The 17643-nt window shown below is 36.4% G+C and carries 21 protein-coding genes; 4 read left to right on the top strand and 17 right to left on the bottom strand.

From position 1 onward, the window contains the following. Positions 1 to 39 precede the first annotated feature (39 nt). On the top strand, positions 40 to 453 hold the full coding sequence (locus PYW32_RS06480; protein ID WP_016175134.1) for a MarR family winged helix-turn-helix transcriptional regulator: 414 nt from the start codon (positions 40 to 42) through the stop codon (positions 451 to 453). Positions 454 to 536: 83 nt separating this feature from the next. Here the strand turns inward: PYW32_RS06480 and PYW32_RS06475 are convergent, their stop codons facing one another. Further along, positions 537 to 1340 (bottom strand): HAD-IIB family hydrolase, encoded by an 804-nt coding sequence (locus tag PYW32_RS06475; protein WP_016175135.1) that lies wholly within the window; start codon positions 1338 to 1340, stop codon positions 537 to 539. Between the two features lie 160 nt (positions 1341 to 1500). Here PYW32_RS06475 and PYW32_RS06470 point away from each other — a divergent pair, with 160 nt between their 5' ends. Continuing rightward, complete coding sequence (locus PYW32_RS06470) at positions 1501 to 2502, top strand: ROK family protein (RefSeq protein ID WP_016175136.1); 1002 nt, start codon at positions 1501 to 1503, stop codon at positions 2500 to 2502. Between the two features lie 49 nt (positions 2503 to 2551). Here the strand turns inward: PYW32_RS06470 and PYW32_RS06465 are convergent, their stop codons facing one another. The 14 genes from PYW32_RS06465 to PYW32_RS06400 all read right to left on the bottom strand — a co-directional run bounded on the left by PYW32_RS06465 (position 2552) and on the right by PYW32_RS06400 (position 13779). After that, positions 2552 to 3373, bottom strand: a complete 822-nt coding sequence (locus PYW32_RS06465) for a dihydrodipicolinate synthase family protein (protein ID WP_016175137.1) — start codon at positions 3371 to 3373, stop codon at positions 2552 to 2554. A 16-nt stretch (positions 3374 to 3389) separates the two neighbouring features. Next, the gene (locus PYW32_RS06460; protein WP_016175138.1) at positions 3390 to 4160 is read right to left on the bottom strand and encodes a PhzF family phenazine biosynthesis protein; all 771 of its coding nucleotides are present in this window, start codon (positions 4158 to 4160) and stop codon (positions 3390 to 3392) included. Next, a complete protein-coding gene (locus PYW32_RS06455) occupies positions 4161 to 5051 on the bottom strand; it encodes a PhzF family phenazine biosynthesis isomerase (RefSeq protein WP_016175139.1) in 891 nt (296 codons plus the stop codon). Positions 5052 to 5128: 77 nt separating this feature from the next. Beyond that, positions 5129 to 5638 (bottom strand): QueT transporter family protein, encoded by a 510-nt coding sequence (locus PYW32_RS06450; RefSeq protein ID WP_016175140.1) that lies wholly within the window; start codon positions 5636 to 5638, stop codon positions 5129 to 5131. Positions 5639 to 5761: 123 nt separating this feature from the next. Continuing rightward, positions 5762 to 6502 (bottom strand): 3-oxoacyl-ACP reductase, encoded by a 741-nt coding sequence (locus PYW32_RS06445; protein ID WP_016175141.1) that lies wholly within the window; start codon positions 6500 to 6502, stop codon positions 5762 to 5764. After that, positions 6499 to 6723 carry a DUF2829 domain-containing protein gene (locus PYW32_RS06440; protein ID WP_016175142.1) on the bottom strand — a complete coding sequence of 75 codons (225 nt, stop codon included), beginning with the start codon at positions 6721 to 6723 and terminating at the stop codon, positions 6499 to 6501. Before PYW32_RS06440 ends, PYW32_RS06445 begins: the two co-directional genes overlap by 4 nt. Before the next feature lie 447 nt (positions 6724 to 7170). Further along, positions 7171 to 8475: a branched-chain amino acid transport system II carrier protein gene (gene brnQ, locus PYW32_RS06435; protein ID WP_035010157.1), complete on the bottom strand. Its 1305-nt coding sequence runs from the start codon at positions 8473 to 8475 to the stop codon at positions 7171 to 7173. Positions 8476 to 8818: 343 nt separating this feature from the next. Further along, a complete protein-coding gene (locus tag PYW32_RS06430) occupies positions 8819 to 8998 on the bottom strand; it encodes a hypothetical protein (protein WP_016175145.1) in 180 nt (59 codons plus the stop codon). A gap of 172 nt (positions 8999 to 9170) precedes the next feature. Continuing rightward, on the bottom strand, positions 9171 to 10430 hold the full coding sequence (locus PYW32_RS06425) for an MFS transporter (protein ID WP_016175146.1): 1260 nt from the start codon (positions 10428 to 10430) through the stop codon (positions 9171 to 9173). Between the two features lie 24 nt (positions 10431 to 10454). Next, on the bottom strand, positions 10455 to 11072 hold the full coding sequence (locus PYW32_RS06420) for an NAD(P)H-binding protein (RefSeq protein WP_016175147.1): 618 nt from the start codon (positions 11070 to 11072) through the stop codon (positions 10455 to 10457). A gap of 145 nt (positions 11073 to 11217) precedes the next feature. Further along, a complete protein-coding gene (locus PYW32_RS06415; protein ID WP_016175148.1) occupies positions 11218 to 12078 on the bottom strand; it encodes a sce7725 family protein in 861 nt (286 codons plus the stop codon). Further along, entirely contained in the window at positions 12078 to 12746 is a 669-nt protein-coding gene (locus PYW32_RS06410; RefSeq protein WP_016175149.1) for a hypothetical protein, read from the bottom strand. Before PYW32_RS06410 ends, PYW32_RS06415 begins: the two co-directional genes overlap by 1 nt. 84 nt (positions 12747 to 12830) lie before the next feature. Further along, entirely contained in the window at positions 12831 to 13505 is a 675-nt protein-coding gene (locus tag PYW32_RS06405; protein ID WP_016175150.1) for an ATP-binding cassette domain-containing protein, read from the bottom strand. 13 nt (positions 13506 to 13518) lie between these two features. Next, on the bottom strand, positions 13519 to 13779 hold the full coding sequence (locus tag PYW32_RS06400) for a hypothetical protein (protein ID WP_016175151.1): 261 nt from the start codon (positions 13777 to 13779) through the stop codon (positions 13519 to 13521). Here PYW32_RS06400 and PYW32_RS06395 point away from each other — a divergent pair. Continuing rightward, positions 13714 to 13941 (top strand): helix-turn-helix domain-containing protein, encoded by a 228-nt coding sequence (locus tag PYW32_RS06395; RefSeq protein ID WP_081633725.1) that lies wholly within the window; start codon positions 13714 to 13716, stop codon positions 13939 to 13941. The two genes, PYW32_RS06400 and PYW32_RS06395, sit on opposite strands and share 66 nt — an antisense overlap. Before the next feature lie 15 nt (positions 13942 to 13956). Here the strand turns inward: PYW32_RS06395 and PYW32_RS06390 are convergent, their stop codons facing one another. After that, on the bottom strand, positions 13957 to 14718 hold the full coding sequence (locus PYW32_RS06390) for a YibE/F family protein (RefSeq protein ID WP_016175152.1): 762 nt from the start codon (positions 14716 to 14718) through the stop codon (positions 13957 to 13959). After that, a complete protein-coding gene (locus PYW32_RS06385; protein ID WP_016175153.1) occupies positions 14715 to 15740 on the bottom strand; it encodes a YibE/F family protein in 1026 nt (341 codons plus the stop codon). The genes PYW32_RS06390 and PYW32_RS06385 overlap by 4 nt, the downstream gene beginning before the upstream one ends. A gap of 194 nt (positions 15741 to 15934) precedes the next feature. Between PYW32_RS06385 and PYW32_RS06380 the strand changes: the two genes are divergently transcribed. Beyond that, the gene (locus tag PYW32_RS06380) at positions 15935 to 17635 is read left to right on the top strand and encodes a hypothetical protein (RefSeq protein ID WP_016175154.1); all 1701 of its coding nucleotides are present in this window, start codon (positions 15935 to 15937) and stop codon (positions 17633 to 17635) included. Positions 17636 to 17643: the final 8 nt, after the last annotated feature.

The raw sequence follows: 17643 nt of genomic DNA, 5'->3' as shown, positions 1-17643 counted from the left end.
ATGTAAAATAGTGTGCAACGAAAGCAAAGGAGTTTTCTTATGAATGATACCGCACTATTTCGCTTGATTGGTTCCATTTCTCGCCAAGCGACAACTGATATGAACCAATTTGCTGCTGACTATCAATTAGATAATAATCTATTTTTGTATGTCATTCGAATTGTTGAAAACGAAGGCATTTCTCAGTCAGAATTAGCACAATTAGTAAAAATCGACAAAACCACGCTTAGTCGCGCGTTAAAAAAATTGGAAAATGACGATTACGTAATCAAAAAAACGAATCCAACCAATAAAAAATTCAATCAACTTTTCCCTACACCTAAAGCCTACGAGATTTATCAAACACTGCTCACACTCGAAAGTCAGTATATTCAACAAGCACTACAAAAACTAACTATCGATGAGAAACAACATCTCAATCAATTATTACAAAAAATAAACATGTTCCAATGAAGTCGTGTTTATTTTACCATAAACAGTTGCATTTGCAACTATAAAAAAGAAAGAAGCACCTATCTTCTAGGTACTTCTTACACTCATTTGGTTTGTAATGCTAATATTTTTTCGATGGTTGCTAAGACACCATTGTCATCATTAGAATGTGTCACAAAGGCTGCTGCTTTTTTCGTTTCTTCAAACGCGTTACGCATCGCAAAACTATAGGTTGCCGATTCCATTAACTCAATATCATTTAAACCATCGCCAAAAGCCATTGTCTCCTCTTTGGTAACGTTTAAGAGCTGTTGCAATTCTTTAACCGTTGTTCCTTTATGAACACCATAATTGGAAATATCAATCCAAGCAGCTTCCGAAGCAACAATATATGCCTCATCTTTGAAATCAGCTAATTCTAATACGCTTTCAAAACAACGCAATTTGGGATCATAAATAGTAATTTTAACAAAATCTTCTTCAATCTCTTCTAAATGATCCAATGTTTTTACGACAGCGTAAGAACCACGGACTTTCTTGGCTTCCTCTGCTGGTACAGTCGTTTTGATAAACGCTGCAGTTGGTGTACATGCAATAATGACATGATCCGACGCAATAGCATCCAATTTTTCAATGATGTTACGTCCTATTTGATTTGGTAAAAGAGATTCGTACACATAGTTTCCTTCATGTTTAATTCTTGTCGCACTGTCTCCTAAAATCCAAATATCTTTGGTTTCTTCACCAAATAGTTCTTCTACTCGTTCGCATTGTTTTCCAGTACACGCCGCAAAATAAACACCTTGTGCAACCATTTCTTGCCGAACGCGTTTATAATACTCTTTGTCAAAATCCCCTGCACTATTTAAAAAGGTACCATCTAAATCGGTAATTACTAATTTAATCATTTGTCTCCTCTTTTCTTATTTTATTAATCTTATTAATTAAGTATATTAATTATAGAGTTACTTGTCAATAACCTTTCTGTCAACGTTTTACTTTTTAGACAATGTATATTATATTGAACCTATTATTAATTAATAGATTTAATTAAATCGGAGGTTCCCCATGTCAAAAAACAAAAATCTAATTAGAGATAAAAATTTAGCTGTACTTAAATCTTTCCTTTTTACTAAAGGGACAGCATTAAAAGCTGAAATGGCCAAAGAGACCGGGATTAGCGTGGTGACTATTAATACATTAGTCAAAGAGTTAGTGGAGAAAAAAATTATTCTTGAAGGAGATTTGGTGCAACCACCTTTAGGACGTCCGGCAATTTGCTATCACTTTAATTATGATCAACAACATTTTTTATTGCTTAGTATTCAAGAGAAAAAAGCAGCAATTCATCGAACCTTAGAAATTGTTGGTAAAATTGTTAATTTAGCAGGGGAAATCAAATATGAAAAAAATATTGATTTCACAGAGATTTCTTTAGACTTCTTTCTTGATACCTTAAATCATTTTGTTCAATTAGATATTGCTTTCACTAAAATTGGCTTGTCTTTTCCAGGGAAAATTTATCACGGTGTAGTGTTATCCAGTTGGGAAAGTCTATTTGATCAGTGGGAATTTGAGAAAGCTTGGGCCAAACAGTCTACAATTCCGCTTCTGATTCAAAATGATACCCACCTCCTAACAGTGGGTACTAGCATCCAACAAAAACTTAGCAAAACAGAAACGATTGTGGGTATTTTTTATCCAGAAAACAGTATGCCTGGTATTACCATTTATGCCAATGGAAGCCTGATTGAAGGTGGACATAACTTAGCAGGAGAAGCAAAATTCTTGCCCCATTTGATTGATTCACCGACACCTGAAACCCCTAAGGAACTCACAACTAATTTATTAGAAATTTTAGCAATTTATAATGCCGTCATCGCCCCCGACCGATTTGTTATTTCTGCTGATTCTGTCACAGAAACAACCATTCAACAAGCAGTCGAACAATCCGTGATTTTAGACAAACAAATCAATCAACCGCAATTATTGTTTGTCGATGATTTTCAAACCGCTTTGACTTATGGTTTGCGTTGGTTAGTAACTACTGACAGTATTTATCAACTATAAAAAAACAATCCGAACGCTTTTTATCAGCATTCGGATTGTTTTTTTACCGCTATTCATTTCCCAATGGCGCACGAGTCACACCCATGGCAATTTGTTCTTTCTCGCTAATTGCTTTTTTCAGTGCCGGTAGTACATTCCCATGTAACACGTCATCTAGTGCCGATTGTTGAAGAAATTCTTGCTTTTCTCCATGTAACAGGGTTTGAAACCATTCTTCGATTTCTTTTGGGTAAAGATTGCCACCAATCGAAGACAATCTAGTAAAACCTGCTGCAACTTTCTCTGGCAAATTTATCTCCCCACCTGCATAGAAATCAAACGGGGTTTCGGACAAGATAACTTGTGCGATGCGATGGTAATCTCCAGCTTCTTTTAATCCAATGACCTGTGGAATTTGGATAAGCTCGTTGACGGAATCAATCGCTAAATCAAATCCTGTTCGCTTGGGATTGTTGTATAAAATAATCGGTTTTGCAATAATACTAGCTAATGCATACATATATTTTTTCGCTTCTTGTTGACTAGGTAGAATATATGGCGGAAAACCGACCAAAGCACCTGCAATTTTAGTTGTACGATTGACGGCTTGGGCTAATAAAAGAGCCTCTTTTTGACGAATACTTGCAACGCCAAAAAGAATTTCAAAATCTTCTAGTAAGTCCATGTGTTCAATTGCTTCGATTAATTGTAGTTTTTCCTCCAGCGTGAGACTATGCTGTTCACCGGTTGAACCACAAACTAAGACTGATGAGACGCCTTGTTTTTGCAAATAAAGAATATGTTGCATCGTTGCTGGAATATTCAATTCTTCATTTTGAAAAAAGGCCGTAGGGACAGCAATATGGTAGGAACAATGTAACATGTTTTTCATCGTTTTCTCTCCCCTCCTAAATAAAAATCTCAGCTATCGCAAATAGCGTCGCATAACCAGCTAATTTCGTGCGCTCACCAGCATAAGTGCCGTATAAAATACCACCACGTGTTGAAGCTTGATACGCCGTAATTTCATTGGTTTGTAATTCTTGCGCCCAATACGGAACTATATGACAATGACCACTGCCACAGACTGGATCTTCGGCGATGTTTAATTTAGGTGCAAAGGTACGGGAAACACAAGTATACTGATTGTCTTTAGCAGTAACATGTAACAATAAACCTGCTAATTTTTCGATCTTCTCTTGATTTGGAACGACAGCAACCACCGCTTGGGCAGAATCAAGCACACATAACAAATCTCGCCCTAGATAAGCAGTCACCGGACGACAACCAATGGCCGCAACCATCTCCTCTGTAATGGGTACCTCTTGTAAAGCAAACGATGGAAAGCTAATTTCAAAGCGTCCTGCTTGATGGGTGACGGTAAGTTTCCCACTCATCGTATGAAAAATTAATTCATCGGAGCTTTCATAAAAATTGACCAATACATATGCAGCTGCCATGGTGGCATGTCCACATAAATCAATTTCTCCGCCTAAAGAAAACCAACGTAACTGATACCCTTCATCTGCTTTTACCAAAAAAGCAGTTTCTGACAAGTTGTTTTCTAACGCGATTGCTTGCAAGGTCTCATCTGGTAACCACGTATCCAACAGACAAATAGCTGCCGGGTTTCCCTTAAATACTTCTTTTGTAAATGCATCGACAATATATTGTTTCATTTAATTTTCTCCTTCCAGCTCAATCGCGAATGTATCTACATAGACAGCTGTCCCTGAAATTGCAACGGTCAATTCATCCTCACCAGCAAGATGAACTCCTACTTGCCCATCTTTGCCTATTTCTAACCCTTGTTCGATATAAACAGTATGTGGTAATGGGTGTTGCTCAACAAACGTTTGATAATATGCCCCCATGACACCCGATGCTGTTCCTGTCACCGGATCTTCAATTGTTCCTGAATAGGGAGAGGAAAAATGACGTGCATGCATCGCATTTTCTGGATAAACTGTTTCAAAACAGAACGGATGAATAGATGTTGTAGGGATTTCTCTTAATACTTCTGGAAATAGCGCATTTACCGGTATCATTTTTTGAAAACTGGCTAATTCTTTAATGGGAACTAGTAATGTCCAAACGCCGGTATTTCCGTAAACAATGGGATAACGAGTGTCAATTTCCGTTTCAGCTAAACCTAGGGCACTTGCCAACTGAGCAACAAATCCATTAAATGGACGAAATTGCGGCGTTGCTTGTTGCATAGTCACAACCAATCGCTCTGCTTCAAAAAAGATATGAATTGGTAAAATTCCGGCTTTTGTTTCGATTGTAAATTCATTTGATGGAAGTAATTGATGACGAAACAAACTATAGACTGCTCCGATTGTGCCATGTCCACACAAATTCATTTCATGACCGGGTGTGAAATAGCGCAACTGGAAATCAGCATGATTAGACTGACAAACAAATGCCGTTTCATTAAATCCCACCTTAGACGCAAGCTGCTGCATTTGTTCAGTAGTATAATGATCACCATTGTGTACAACACCTGCCGGATTTCCTTTATTTGGTAAGGAACTAAACGCATCGATATGTTCCACTTGAATCTTCATCTAACAACCTCCTTTGTGTATTGTTACTCATTATACTAAAAAAACACGTATCTTCAATCCTAGATACGCGTTTTACCTTATTTTGTTAAATCCACTTTTTGTCCAATAAAATAAATAATAATCCCGCCAACAGTCATCGATAGTAACTCACCTAAGCCGATGATTAGCCAATTATAGAAAAAAGGTAAACCATATAAAAAAGTTAATTGTCCTGCCACTGTGAACATCGACAATGAAAAGACAATTGCTGTAATGACCATTTTGTATTTCATATTCTGGATACGTTTGGTTACTTGATGATTAACGACCAACACTAAAAACGTGCAGACACTCCCAACAACAACATCCAACAAGCCATTCGGTGAAGAGAAATTAGCGATTGCTACGCCTAATGTAATTGCCCAAATATAGCGTTTGTTATACAACGCTAAATAGTTGAACATCTCTGATAATCGAATTTGTACGGCACCAAAACTAACGACGGCCAATGCGACCGTTACGACAACATATAAACTCGTCACTAATGCCATTTTTGTTGTTTCCTGTGTTGTCCAGTGAGTAACTGAACGTGATTTTTCTTTATTCATGTCTCTTTCTCCTTTACAAGGACCTGCCTTGGTAATAACTGCGACCAAAGGATTGAAGTGTCGCAGTGTGGAAAACCACTACTATTTATGATAATGAAAAATAATTCGTTTGCAAGAATTTTTTTATTTTAGTAACCAACCACCATCAACTGGTAAAATCGTTCCTTGCATGTAACGAGAATGCTCACTCGCTAAAAATAACGTCACTGCAGCTACTTCTTCGGGTTGCGCCCATCTTTTTACAGGAGTTTCATCTGCTACCCATTTTGCCATCGCACCATCGCCTTCAAAATCAGCAGCATTCATAGGTGTTTGAATCGCCCCTGGAGCAATACCGTTAATATGCAGTCCTTTTTCAGCATAATCAAGTGCTAACTGTTTGGTAAACCCAGCAACCGCATGTTTAGCCGAAGTATATGCAATTCCACCGCCACCGCCTACAAAGCTTGCAACGGATGCCATATTAATAATGGTTCCTGTTGCTCGTTGCACCATCTGCGGTAGAATTTCTTTTGTCAAAACGAACATGCTGGTCACATTCGTTGCAAATATTTTTTGCCACAAGTCGATATCTGTTTCTTCAACCGTTTTATACCCATCTAAAATGCCTGCTGTATTCAAGAGAATATCAATAGAACCAAAATGTCGCTGACAAGTAGCTACTGCTTCTTGACAAACCATTTGTTGACTTAAATCACCTGTAAATGGGTAAAAATTCGTTTGGCGAGATAAGTCACCGAAATCTGTTTGAATATCCACACCAAAAACAAAGCTTCCTGCTTCTAAAAAAGCAGTTGCTTGCGCATGACCAATCCCTGACGCTGCGCCAGTGACGAACACTACCTTTTCTTGAAACTCACTCATGCGTCAACTACTTTCCAATCCTCTGCTAAAATATCGCAAACTGTTGGTGCAAAGCTTGAAAAACCTTCATCGGATGTTTTAATTAAAAAATACGGGGTGACTGGACAGCCGTCATATACTTCTCCTGAAACGCAAGTCACGTATAATTCAAAACCGCTCCACCCTTCACGAATAATCTTTTCGCCTTGTTTTAATTTTGGTAAAATTTCTTCAAATGTCATTGTTATCCCTCCATTTTCTCTTCTAGTTGTAACATAAAATGAACGAGAAAACCATCCTCGTTTTCCCGTCCATTTAATTTTTTTCTTTCCACACCATGAAACCACCAACCGCATTTAACAACCCAAGGATAGTTCCTGCTAATAAAAGACCAACGATGATAAAAAAGAGTGTCCACCCTCTCGATTTTGGTCATTGTGAAAGACCAATTCCCATCAAAGTAACCAGTAAACTGAGCTGTAATCCTACAATAAAAAAAAGAGAACTACCTGATTGCCACGTGATCTTTGGCACTTGTGTAAAATCGCCATTAAAAATAAACAGGAACCATAGCCCAAATACCAGACAAATCATGCCTAGATGAAGCCACCAAGAAATAACGAGAAGTTGCTTACCATTTATTTTCATTTACTCACCCTCAATCGTTTGGTTTCTTTTAGTGTAGTATATTACTCTTTGATAAGAGAATAAATCCAGCCGACGAGCCCACCAACGATTGCTGGTAATACCCAGCCAAAACCTAATTCTGTAAAGGGTAAATAAATAATTGGCGAGATAAAATCCCAATTGGGTTGAACTGCCATCAATCCATCATTTAAACTTACGACCATCGTAAAAGCAATCGCCCCCCGATAGACATAACGATGACAAGGAACAATTTTGTCAATAAAGGTTAATAAAATTAATACAATAATAATTGGATAAATAAAACTCAATACAGGTACTGAAATACGAATTAATTCATTTAAACCAATATTCGCTACCCCACAACTAAACAAAACAAATGCCGTTAACAACTGTTGGTATGAAAAACGTGGAAGTAATTGATGGAAATATAATGCACACGAAGACAATAAACCTGCGCCTGTAGGAATACAAGCCAATAAAATAGCTAAACCAAAAATAATATTGCCATAGATGCCAAAATAGTGTGTCGAGACCCCTGCTAAAATTTCTGCGCCTGAAGCAAACGACAATTGTGCACTTGATGCGCCCACATAACTTAAACCAAAATAAATCAGTCCTAAAAACAAGGCCGCAATACTACCCGCTTTGAAAATAATTGTTTGGATCACTCTCTTCTCTGTCACACCACGGTCTTTGACTGCCGTGATAATAATCGTCGCAAAAACGATAGAAACAATTGTATCCATTGTTAAATACCCTGCTTTAATCCCTCGCAAAAATGGGTACTCTGTATAGGGAAATTGTGGTTCTTGGAGTCCATTTAGGGGATGAATAATACTTGCTAAAATTAAACCACCTAAAATCAGTAATAAAAATGGCGTAACAATTTTACCAAAATGATCCACAAATTTACTTGGATACAATGCCAAATAATAAACAATTCCAAAGTAAACCAGTGTAAAAGCGAATAGTGCCCAGCGATGCGGTTGATTCGCTAAAAACGGTGCTACCGCAATTTCATAAGAAACCACACCTGTGCGCGGTCCTGCAAATAAAGGCCCAATCGTTAAATAGGTCACACACGTTAAAACAGATGCAAAGATCGGATGAACTTTCTCGCTTAACGCTTCTGTTGAACCATCGGCACTCACTTGAGCAATGGCTAATAATCCAAGCAAAGGCAATCCCACTCCAGCGATTAAAAAGCCCACCATCCCTGACCAGACGGATGTTCCAGCAGCTCTCCCTAATTCTGCAGGGAAAATTAAATTTCCTGCACCAAAAAAAAGTGAGAAAATCATTAAACCGATAAAGATAATTTCTCTCGTTGAAAGTGTCTTTTTCATAATATTTATCACACCACTCCTTAAAAATAAAAAAACTTTTTATTCACCAGCCTTGAATACTTCTCAAAACAAGAACAGTTATAAAAAGCTTATTTACTAACTTTATCGAATTTTCTAAACATTCACAATTAATTTACGATTAATTTTAAATAACAATATAAGAAGAAGTACATCCTTGGATAGCCTATAAAAAAATTGAATTTCAGTTATTTTAAGTTGCTAAATCATAAAACCGCCAAAACAATCATTCACGAGAAATTTTTTTGGCGGTTACAAGCTATATTCTATTATTTCTACCTGTAAAAGCTATCACCGCTAGAAAAGTAGACGTGATAACTCTTTATTATTCTTTGACTCTTTTCTTAAATAGCCATAAATCTTTCGTCATTCCAACTAACACTAGTACCAACATAATGCTGTACCACTTATTCCCCATTAAAATTGCTCTTCCAAGTACTATGACTAATGCGATCATCAATAGAATGTAAAGAACTTTCAAGACAACATATGTTTTTTGCTTCATTCTTATCCACTCCTTGTATTCGTTTTCAATTCTTATTATAAAAGAAAAGACTGTAGATGGCATCCAATTTCTTGGACTTTGTCTACAGTCTGAAAGTTGCAGCTATGAAAAACAGCTGCAACTTTTTCTTTATACGTTATATATCTATAGGCGAATAATACACTCTAACATGCTAGGCTTCTTGATTTAGCTTTGCTTGTAATTCCTTGTCATAATTACGTGTTGCAGGAATTATAAAAGTGATAATTCCACATATCAGTGTACCCACACCAGCTAATAGGAACATCTTTTCTACACCGATTTTGTCTGCTAAAGGACCAGCAAAGATTAATCCCACGGGACCTGTAATGCTCATTAATGAATTTAAAACACCCAAAATCCGCCCTAGATATTTAGGGTCATAACTTTGTTGAATCATCGCCATCAATAGCGTATTAAAGTAAGGTGTCGCAAACCCAGCAAAGGCATTTAAAATAATAAAGTAGATAAATCCTTTACTCGTTGCAGGTAAGATACCACTTAAACCAATGGCCACTCCAATCACTGCGTATGCTGCAAAAATGGGTTTCATGCGATCTTTCCATTTCCCAAAAATCCCGATAATGGCACCACCAGCTAACATTCCTAACGCATAGACCATTTCGATTAGTCCAGCATCGCCTACAGAACGATTAAAATATTCCATCGTCATCAGCGGATACATACTTGCTGCTGGCATAAAAATCAACGTAAAAGCAGCTCCAATCAACGATAACAACCATAAGCCTTTATTCGTGACCAACTGTTGAACCCCAAAACGTGTATCCGTCAATAAATGCACTTTTTCCCCTTGTGAGATGATTTTAGGAATAGCAACAAATAACAATAAGCTGATTCCTAAAATAGCGCCTAAAACATCCAACAAAATAAGTTGATTCATCGGAACAATCGCAAATAAAAATGCACCCAAAGCTGGAGCAATAATAAAATTGGCTGATTGTACCATACCTAATTGTCCATTTACTTTAGTCAATTCGCTTTCAGGTACGATCGTCGGTAAAATAGATTGAATCGTCGGCATTTGGAAAGTTTGTGCGACAGAACGTACAAACAAAGAAATAAACACTAACCATATCGGAAATTCGGCTGAAAATGTCCCAACTAACGATAAGATAATCGCAAAAATTGCGACAATTCCATCGGTAATCATTAACAATAATTTTTTATTCCAACGGTCAATCAAAGGCCCCACAAACGGACTTAACAAGACCATCGGCAACATCCCTAAAATAGTTGCATAACTTAAAACTGTTGCTGACCCCGTCATTTCTGTTAAATACCAAATAATGGCATATTGGACAATCATACTGGTGATTCCTGATAAAAATTGTCCACTCAAAAACAAATAAAAATTTCTGCGCCAATGCGCTAGTGAAAACTCAGTTTCTTTCAATTTTTACTCCTTTTAAATGACCCTCTATGTTTTTTCAGTCATTTCTTGAATTTTTATAACAATTGCTTGTGCAACCTCTTCGACATTTTGTGGTTGTAATTTTTTAATTGGTTGCGAAAGAAGCGGCACTTTTTTTGCCAAACGAATAAGTTTCGCTTGCGTTGTAGTGAGTTTGCGATTTTTACCATACATAAAACTTGGACGAACCAACAACGCCTTAGGAAAATAGGATAAAACAAGTGTCTCTGCTACAGCTTTTGAATGAAAATAGCGTTTTAAAAAAAGAGTCGTAAATTGATTCGCAGAAATATAAACGAAATGTGGTACCTTCATTTCCTGCGCTTTTCGAGCAGTAATTCTTGCAGGTTCAATATTAAATCGTTCATACGTCATGCCTTTTTTAGGATTTTCAATCAATAAACCAACAGCATCAATCACAACATCCACTTCTTTTAAGAGATGGCACCATGTTTCTGTTTGAAAAACATCCCCTTTTTCCCATTGAATTTCTGACATCCATTCTTCCACTTCTTTGGGTTGACCATGACGTGAAACACTGATTACATGATATTGCTTACACGCAATTTTAATGATTTCTCGACCTAAAAAACCACTCCCACCAAAAATTAGTAATCGTTTCATCTTGTTTTCCCTCCTTTTTCTTTATACTAGCAAATGAAAAGGTAAAAAACACTTTCTAGCAATTATTTCTGAAAAGTCATTTTCTCCTCAAACGATTATTTTTCTAGTTGAAATAAAGCGTCTATTCCTGAATACGCCGGTACAGCTATCTCCCATCTAAATACCGGCTCATTAGTTCCAAATGATGCATGACGGCGGCTTTGCGCATCACACCCATTCCTGGAAATTTGTCTTTTGCGGCATTTTCTAGCAATAATTCTAACCCTTTTGTCGGTTTTGTACCACATAATTTTGTGAGCCAACGATCGACTTCTAGCATTAACGCTAAGAATTTTTCTTTTTGTGACGGTAGTTCTTCTGGTGATAAAAAGTGATGAATTCGCAATTGTTCATCAGAAAAATAGACAAGATGTAGACTTAGTATTGGCGTTGGATACCCGTGTTCATAATAAATACGACTATCAATTGAGAAGTCACTAAACCCTGCAAACCCTTTTTTCTGGTAGGTTTGATGCGTCGTTGAAAAAAGTTCATCGGGCTGTTCCTGATAAAAATGCGTGCGTGGAAGTCGTGTAAAAACATCTTCTGATAAAATCCGTTCACCACGCACTTTTTGCAATAACCGAAATTCTTCAGGAACTAAGACTTTCCCTTCATAAACAGTCCATTCACTCGCTAACGCGGGAGTTGCTTGTTGGACAATCATCATTGTCGCCGTCGTTTCTAGCGTTTCCAATGGTTGATCCAACAAATACGCTTTTTGAGTTGGTAATTGACGTAGTGTTGCTAACCCATTCTCTGTAGCAAATGCACCGACTTGTGGATTCTGAATAATATAAAATGGATGGGCTGTTTGTTGGCTTGTCTCTAGCAATTTAGTCAATGCTGTCGTTTGTTTCACCGGTTCAATAATTGGTTGAATTTTTTTGGATAAACGATTGTCTTCTAACAACGTACGCAAGGCAATTAAATCAAACTGCTTTCCACGAAAATACGGATAATACATTATTTTCCCTCCAACCAACGTTTTTCCAATTCAAAATAAGCGGTACGAGTTGCTTCTAGCTCTTCTTTTAAGGTTTCAACGGCTTGTGACTGTATCTCTTCAATAAAGCGGTCATAGTAATTGACTCCTCCCCCAAATAAATCATATTCTGGTTGTCGTCGCTTCAATTCTTTGTATAATTGTTCGGTGCTAAAAACACGTAAACCACGCGCTGTTTTTTTAGCCTTGCCAACTTCACGAGCTTGAGAAGCAATCAAACGATAAAGTAATTCATGTTCGTTTACTTGCAATGCTTGGCGTTGTGGTTTTTTAGCTGTTGTAAAATAGCCCGGTACGCCAATTTCTTCGTTAATATACGAATGATACACCAACACACCAATTTGACTAGGAATTTCATCTTGAACAGCGAGATATAATTTTTCAGGTAACACAAAATAATTGTAATGACCCACAAACGATAACTTTGCTTTTGAACGAAAATCTGCTTTACTGACTTTTAATTCATAACAACGCCATTCAAATTGATTCATCGCATCTAAGCGACAACTCAACGTATCCACAATTCCTTGTTCCTCCGGCATAGTTACTTCTTCAATCACAATATCGCCATTTTCACGACAATAATAATACAGACTTTCTTCCATTTGAATCGTTAACGGTGTTTTCATCGCGACTCTCCTTATTTTATGTTACTTACAGAATAGAACGTACGTTTGTTTTTTGCAAGAAAAAATTTAAAATAGCGATATTTTTCATTGCTGGATCAGTTTGCCATTCTCTAGTTTCCACACTTCATCAGCAAGCGCAATAAAATGAGCATCATGTGACGTGTATAAAACCGTGCCGTCATACTCAGTTAAAAAGAGTTCTAACGCCCGAATGGTGACTAAATCAATAAAATTCGTCGGTTCATCCAAAAGTAGCACATTAGATGGTCGAGTGAACAACTGCGCAATTGCTATTCTGGTCGCTTCTCCACCACTTAAAACAGCTAATGGTTTTAACACTTCTTCTTGTGTAAAGCCTAAATGGTGTAACAACGAACGAACCGTTCCTTCTGGCCAATCGGTTTCTGCCATTAGCGCCCGTAATAACGGTTGTTGACTCGTGAATTTATAATCCATCTGACGATAGGTGGCTATTTGGGCTTTTGGCGACACGATAACACTTGAGTGCTGCGTCAAAATAGCACGCAAGAAAGTTGATTTTCCGGCACCATTTGCACCGACGATGGCAACTTTTTTTCCTAAGGGCAATTGAAAATCTATTTCATCTAAAATGATTTTACCTTCATATGTAATCGACAGTTTTTCAATTCGTAAAGGATACGGATTGTGGATTGCTGCTGTCTCATGTTTTGGAAATTTAATGGTTGTCAAGCAATCAACTGTTTGAACTTCTTTTAATTGCTCTAAGCGAGAATGCATTGCTTTCGCCTGTTTATACAGATTTTTTTGTACCGTATCTTTTTGTTTTGAAGATGATAAACGGTCTGGTCGTACGTTTTGTTTTTTTCTTTTTATCTGAAATTTTCACGGCTTGCGCTGCTTTTTGTTTCTTCTCCTGAATGCCTTTGGTTAAGCGAGTTACTTCTTTTTGATATTCGTGATACGCATATTCTTGGCTAATTTTTCCATGCTCTTTTTGTTGCAGATAAGCATCGTAATTGCCTTTGTATTCCGTTTCTTTTCCATCTTTCACTATTTAGCTGCAACCTCTCGTCTTCTGTTTATTCATCGCAATACGTTGCTTTATCGTATTGAAAAAATTGAAACACTCTTGGGATATTCACTCACAACACCTTCTGTAGCTTTTAACCTAGCTTTTGCGTTAAAATTACACAAACAATACCCAAAAACATAAAAAAACGAGGTGCGTTCACCTCGTTTTTTGCTTCAACAAATACCAACACGTTACCACACTAGTAAAGGGTAAAATCACTGCTACGCCAACTCCTGATAATAAAATAATCGCTAATTCATCAACGAAAGCTTTGGAATGAATCATTTCTTGCCAAGGAATATTTAGATCCTGATACCAAAAAATTAACGCTAAACTACTACTGATAAACGCAAAAAGTAAGGTATTAATTGTTGAATTTAAAATACTTTTAACAACAGTCATACTGGATTCAAACAAACCCATAAATTCAATGTTCCCTTCACGGCGATGATACAATTCAGTTGTTGCACTAGCAATCGCCATACTGCCATCAATCAATGCACCAGAAACACCTATAAACAACACTGCGACACTTAATTCCGAAAAACGAATCGGCATATCTAAATTCATGACAGATAATTCTTCCATTTCTTGGGCGGGAAAACCATGAACTGCTAAACTTTGAATTAACGGAATAAAAATAACTCCTAAAACAACTAAAAAAAGTAACATACTATAAAATGCCGCTTTTGTTTTTTCATTCCACCCATTTACATAAGCTAACGTAATTAAGCTATTGCCTAAAATATAGACGAAACTAACAAAGTATACCGAAAAGCCTTGATTCAAAAAGAAAAGAAACAATAAAAATAACACTAAGTTCATAAATAAACCACTTAAAACATAGACTGCTGACTTCCCAAGAATGAGACTCATGCAAAGAATAAATAAAACAAGCAATACACCCAGAACACTCATGCAAGTTTCCTCCTTCCAAGTGAAAAGAAGAATAATGAAATAGGAATTGATAATAAAATACCAAAACCTCCACATAATACCCGAACCGCTTCTAATGACAATAACATATTGATTGTTTGACTAAATGTCCAACCATTGAATAAATACAATAAAATAACTGGAATGGCGCTACTAAAATACGAACAAATTAAGACGTTAATCATCGTTCCACTAATATCATTTCCAACTGTTTTCCCTGATTGAATCAATTGTTTTAATGTCACATGTTGATTACGAGTTTCAATTTCTTCCAATGTTGCAATAACTGTCACGACAGTATCCAACGAAGCACCAATTGCACCGACTAACAAACTAGCTAAATAAATTGGACGATACGGTCTAGTTAATACGCCCATATCTTCAAAGCGTAACCCTTTATCATGCAGCATTGCCATAGTCATATAACAAATACCAAACGTTGTCAAAATAGTAACCAGGGTAGCTAAAAATTTTTGCAGGCTATTTTTTTGGATACCATCGATTAAAAATAACGTAATTGCTACCGAAAACACCATATAAATCATCGTAATCGGCAATAATGATAGCGACGTATGCTCACGATAAAACCAAATCGTGAAGAAAAGAGCCCCACTATTTAAAACAGCACTAATAAAGGTCGTGATACCCGTTTTGCCACCCACAAATAACAAAGTTAATAACAAAAAGCTAACCATAAAAAACACAAAGCCATCTCTTTTTTTTTCTACAACATCCTTCCCTTGGTAAAATACTTGATTCCCTTTCACCAAGTGTACACTTTCAATTTCATTTTCTTGATAGGGAGCAACTAATTGCATTTGCTGTCCTTTTTTCTCCCCGTTGATGCCAATAGCCGTAATTTGTTGTTGACTGTCTTTGATTTCTACTAATTGAATTTTTGCCAAGGGTTGGTGGTACCATTGCCCACTGTAAGTTTGAATCAATAAACTACTAAAAACACAAAGAATTGTCGCAACAATTCCTAAGATTATTTTCTGTTTCATGCGCGCCTCCTTCTCCCCGTTTTTAAGCATAAAACAAAAAAGAAATTGGAACAACCATCTGAATGTTTAAATTTTTCTTAGAATCACAAAAGAATTTATGCAGAAAAAAAGGAATCGTTTCCCATTTCATTCGTTTACAAATTTTTTTCATGCTATACTTACAAAAAAATAATTAGAAAGTTGAAGGGTTTCGTATGAAAAAAATGATTCGTACACATGGACTAGCTATTCTTCTTATTTTTCTAGTCTCTTTAGTGCTCATTCTTCCACAATTGATTACCAAAGGAATGGTGATTGGTTCAGATGCCGTCTTTCATTATAATCGTTTTTACGATGCTGCGATGCAGATAAAAGAAGGGAACTTTCAACATTTTATTTCAATGTATGGTTTCCAACAATCCGGACGAATTGTCAATGCGTTATACGGACCTTTAGTATCCTATATTCAAGGTTTTTTAGTCTTACTTAGTCCATCATGGTTTGGTTATCAAGTCTTATCACGCTTAATGATTTTTACACTTTCAGGAATATCGATGTATGCCTTATTGAACAAAGCCCATATTCGAGGATCCTTAAGTTGCGCAGGTGCTATTTTTTATTTAACCACATTTTCCATCCAATATTGGACCATGCGTCAAGGGTTTTCAAGTTGGGGCGCAGCAATTTTACCCCTTTGTTTATTACCTATAGTTGATATGGCAGAGAAAAAAGATTTCAATTGGTTAGAATTAGGAATCTTAACGGCACTTATGTTTCAAACGCATGTTTTTACAAGTTTGATTTTGATTCTAATATATCTCCCTTTTTTCTTATATGCGTTGATTCAAACATCCGAAAAAATAGCATTAATTAAAAAATTAGCATACTCTATTGGCATTTTCTTGTTATTAACATTAGCGATTTGGATTAGCTTTTATATGATTTATAGTAGTAATACCATTGCTGACCCATTTATCAATCAACACATGGATCGCAGTGCTATTACAAGGAACGGACGCTACTGGTTAACCACACCAATCTTTTTAGCCGTATTATTAGTTGGACAAGTGCTTGCTAGTGTCTTGTTATGGAAAAAATATTCACCCTTCATGCGACTATGTATTGGTACCATGTGCTTTTTCTTAATTTTATCAACCAATCTTGTTCCTTGGGAAAAATTACAAGGCAGAGACATTCTTGTAGTTGATTTGATTCAATTTCCATTTCGTTTCTTTGTACCAGTAACAATTTTTCTCATTTTATTAGCCTGTTACACCTTTCAACGTTACTGTCAAAAAAGCTTATTAAGTATTGCCATTCTTACTACCATCTTAGCTGTCAGTGTTGGACAAGTGATGTTAAAAGCACAAGACCCTATGCACGAATGGAATGAGGAAAAACGGATGATTCAAACTGGAAAAAAGCATTTATTTGTCCGTACTGAAGATAAGACGGAACTAAAAAATGCCGTGCATTCTTCTGATTTCACCACATTTTTAAAATTAGTGGAAAAATCAACACCTGATTATTTGCCAATTTATCAACAAAACCATAAAAACAATTATCGACAATATGAACAACATATCTTGGCACTTAATCCTAATTTCAAAAAATACGTTAAAAATCATCAACTTTATGTCGAATGGACTGGTGAAAAAATAGCAAAAGTAAAAGTTCCCATTGTTAAATATGCCCGAACGGAACTTTCTTTAAATGGGAAAAAACTAACAGATAAAGATATTCTGTTAACCAAAATTGGGACAATTACTGTCAAACAACAACCTGGGAAAAACGTATTGACTGTAACCTTTAAAGGCAGCAAACAAATTATTTATCCCATTATTTTCTCAATGTTTTCTTGGATTATAGCTATCTATTTTCTTTTCAAAACAAAAATGAGTGAAAGATCTTCATGATCTTCCAC

This window comes from Enterococcus saccharolyticus subsp. saccharolyticus (assembly GCF_029023825.1).
GTDB classification, from domain to species: Bacteria; Bacillota; Bacilli; order Lactobacillales; family Enterococcaceae; genus Enterococcus_F; species Enterococcus_F saccharolyticus.
The sequence above is the reverse complement of the archived record's forward strand: the minus strand, read 5'-3'. Positions and strand labels throughout refer to the sequence as shown.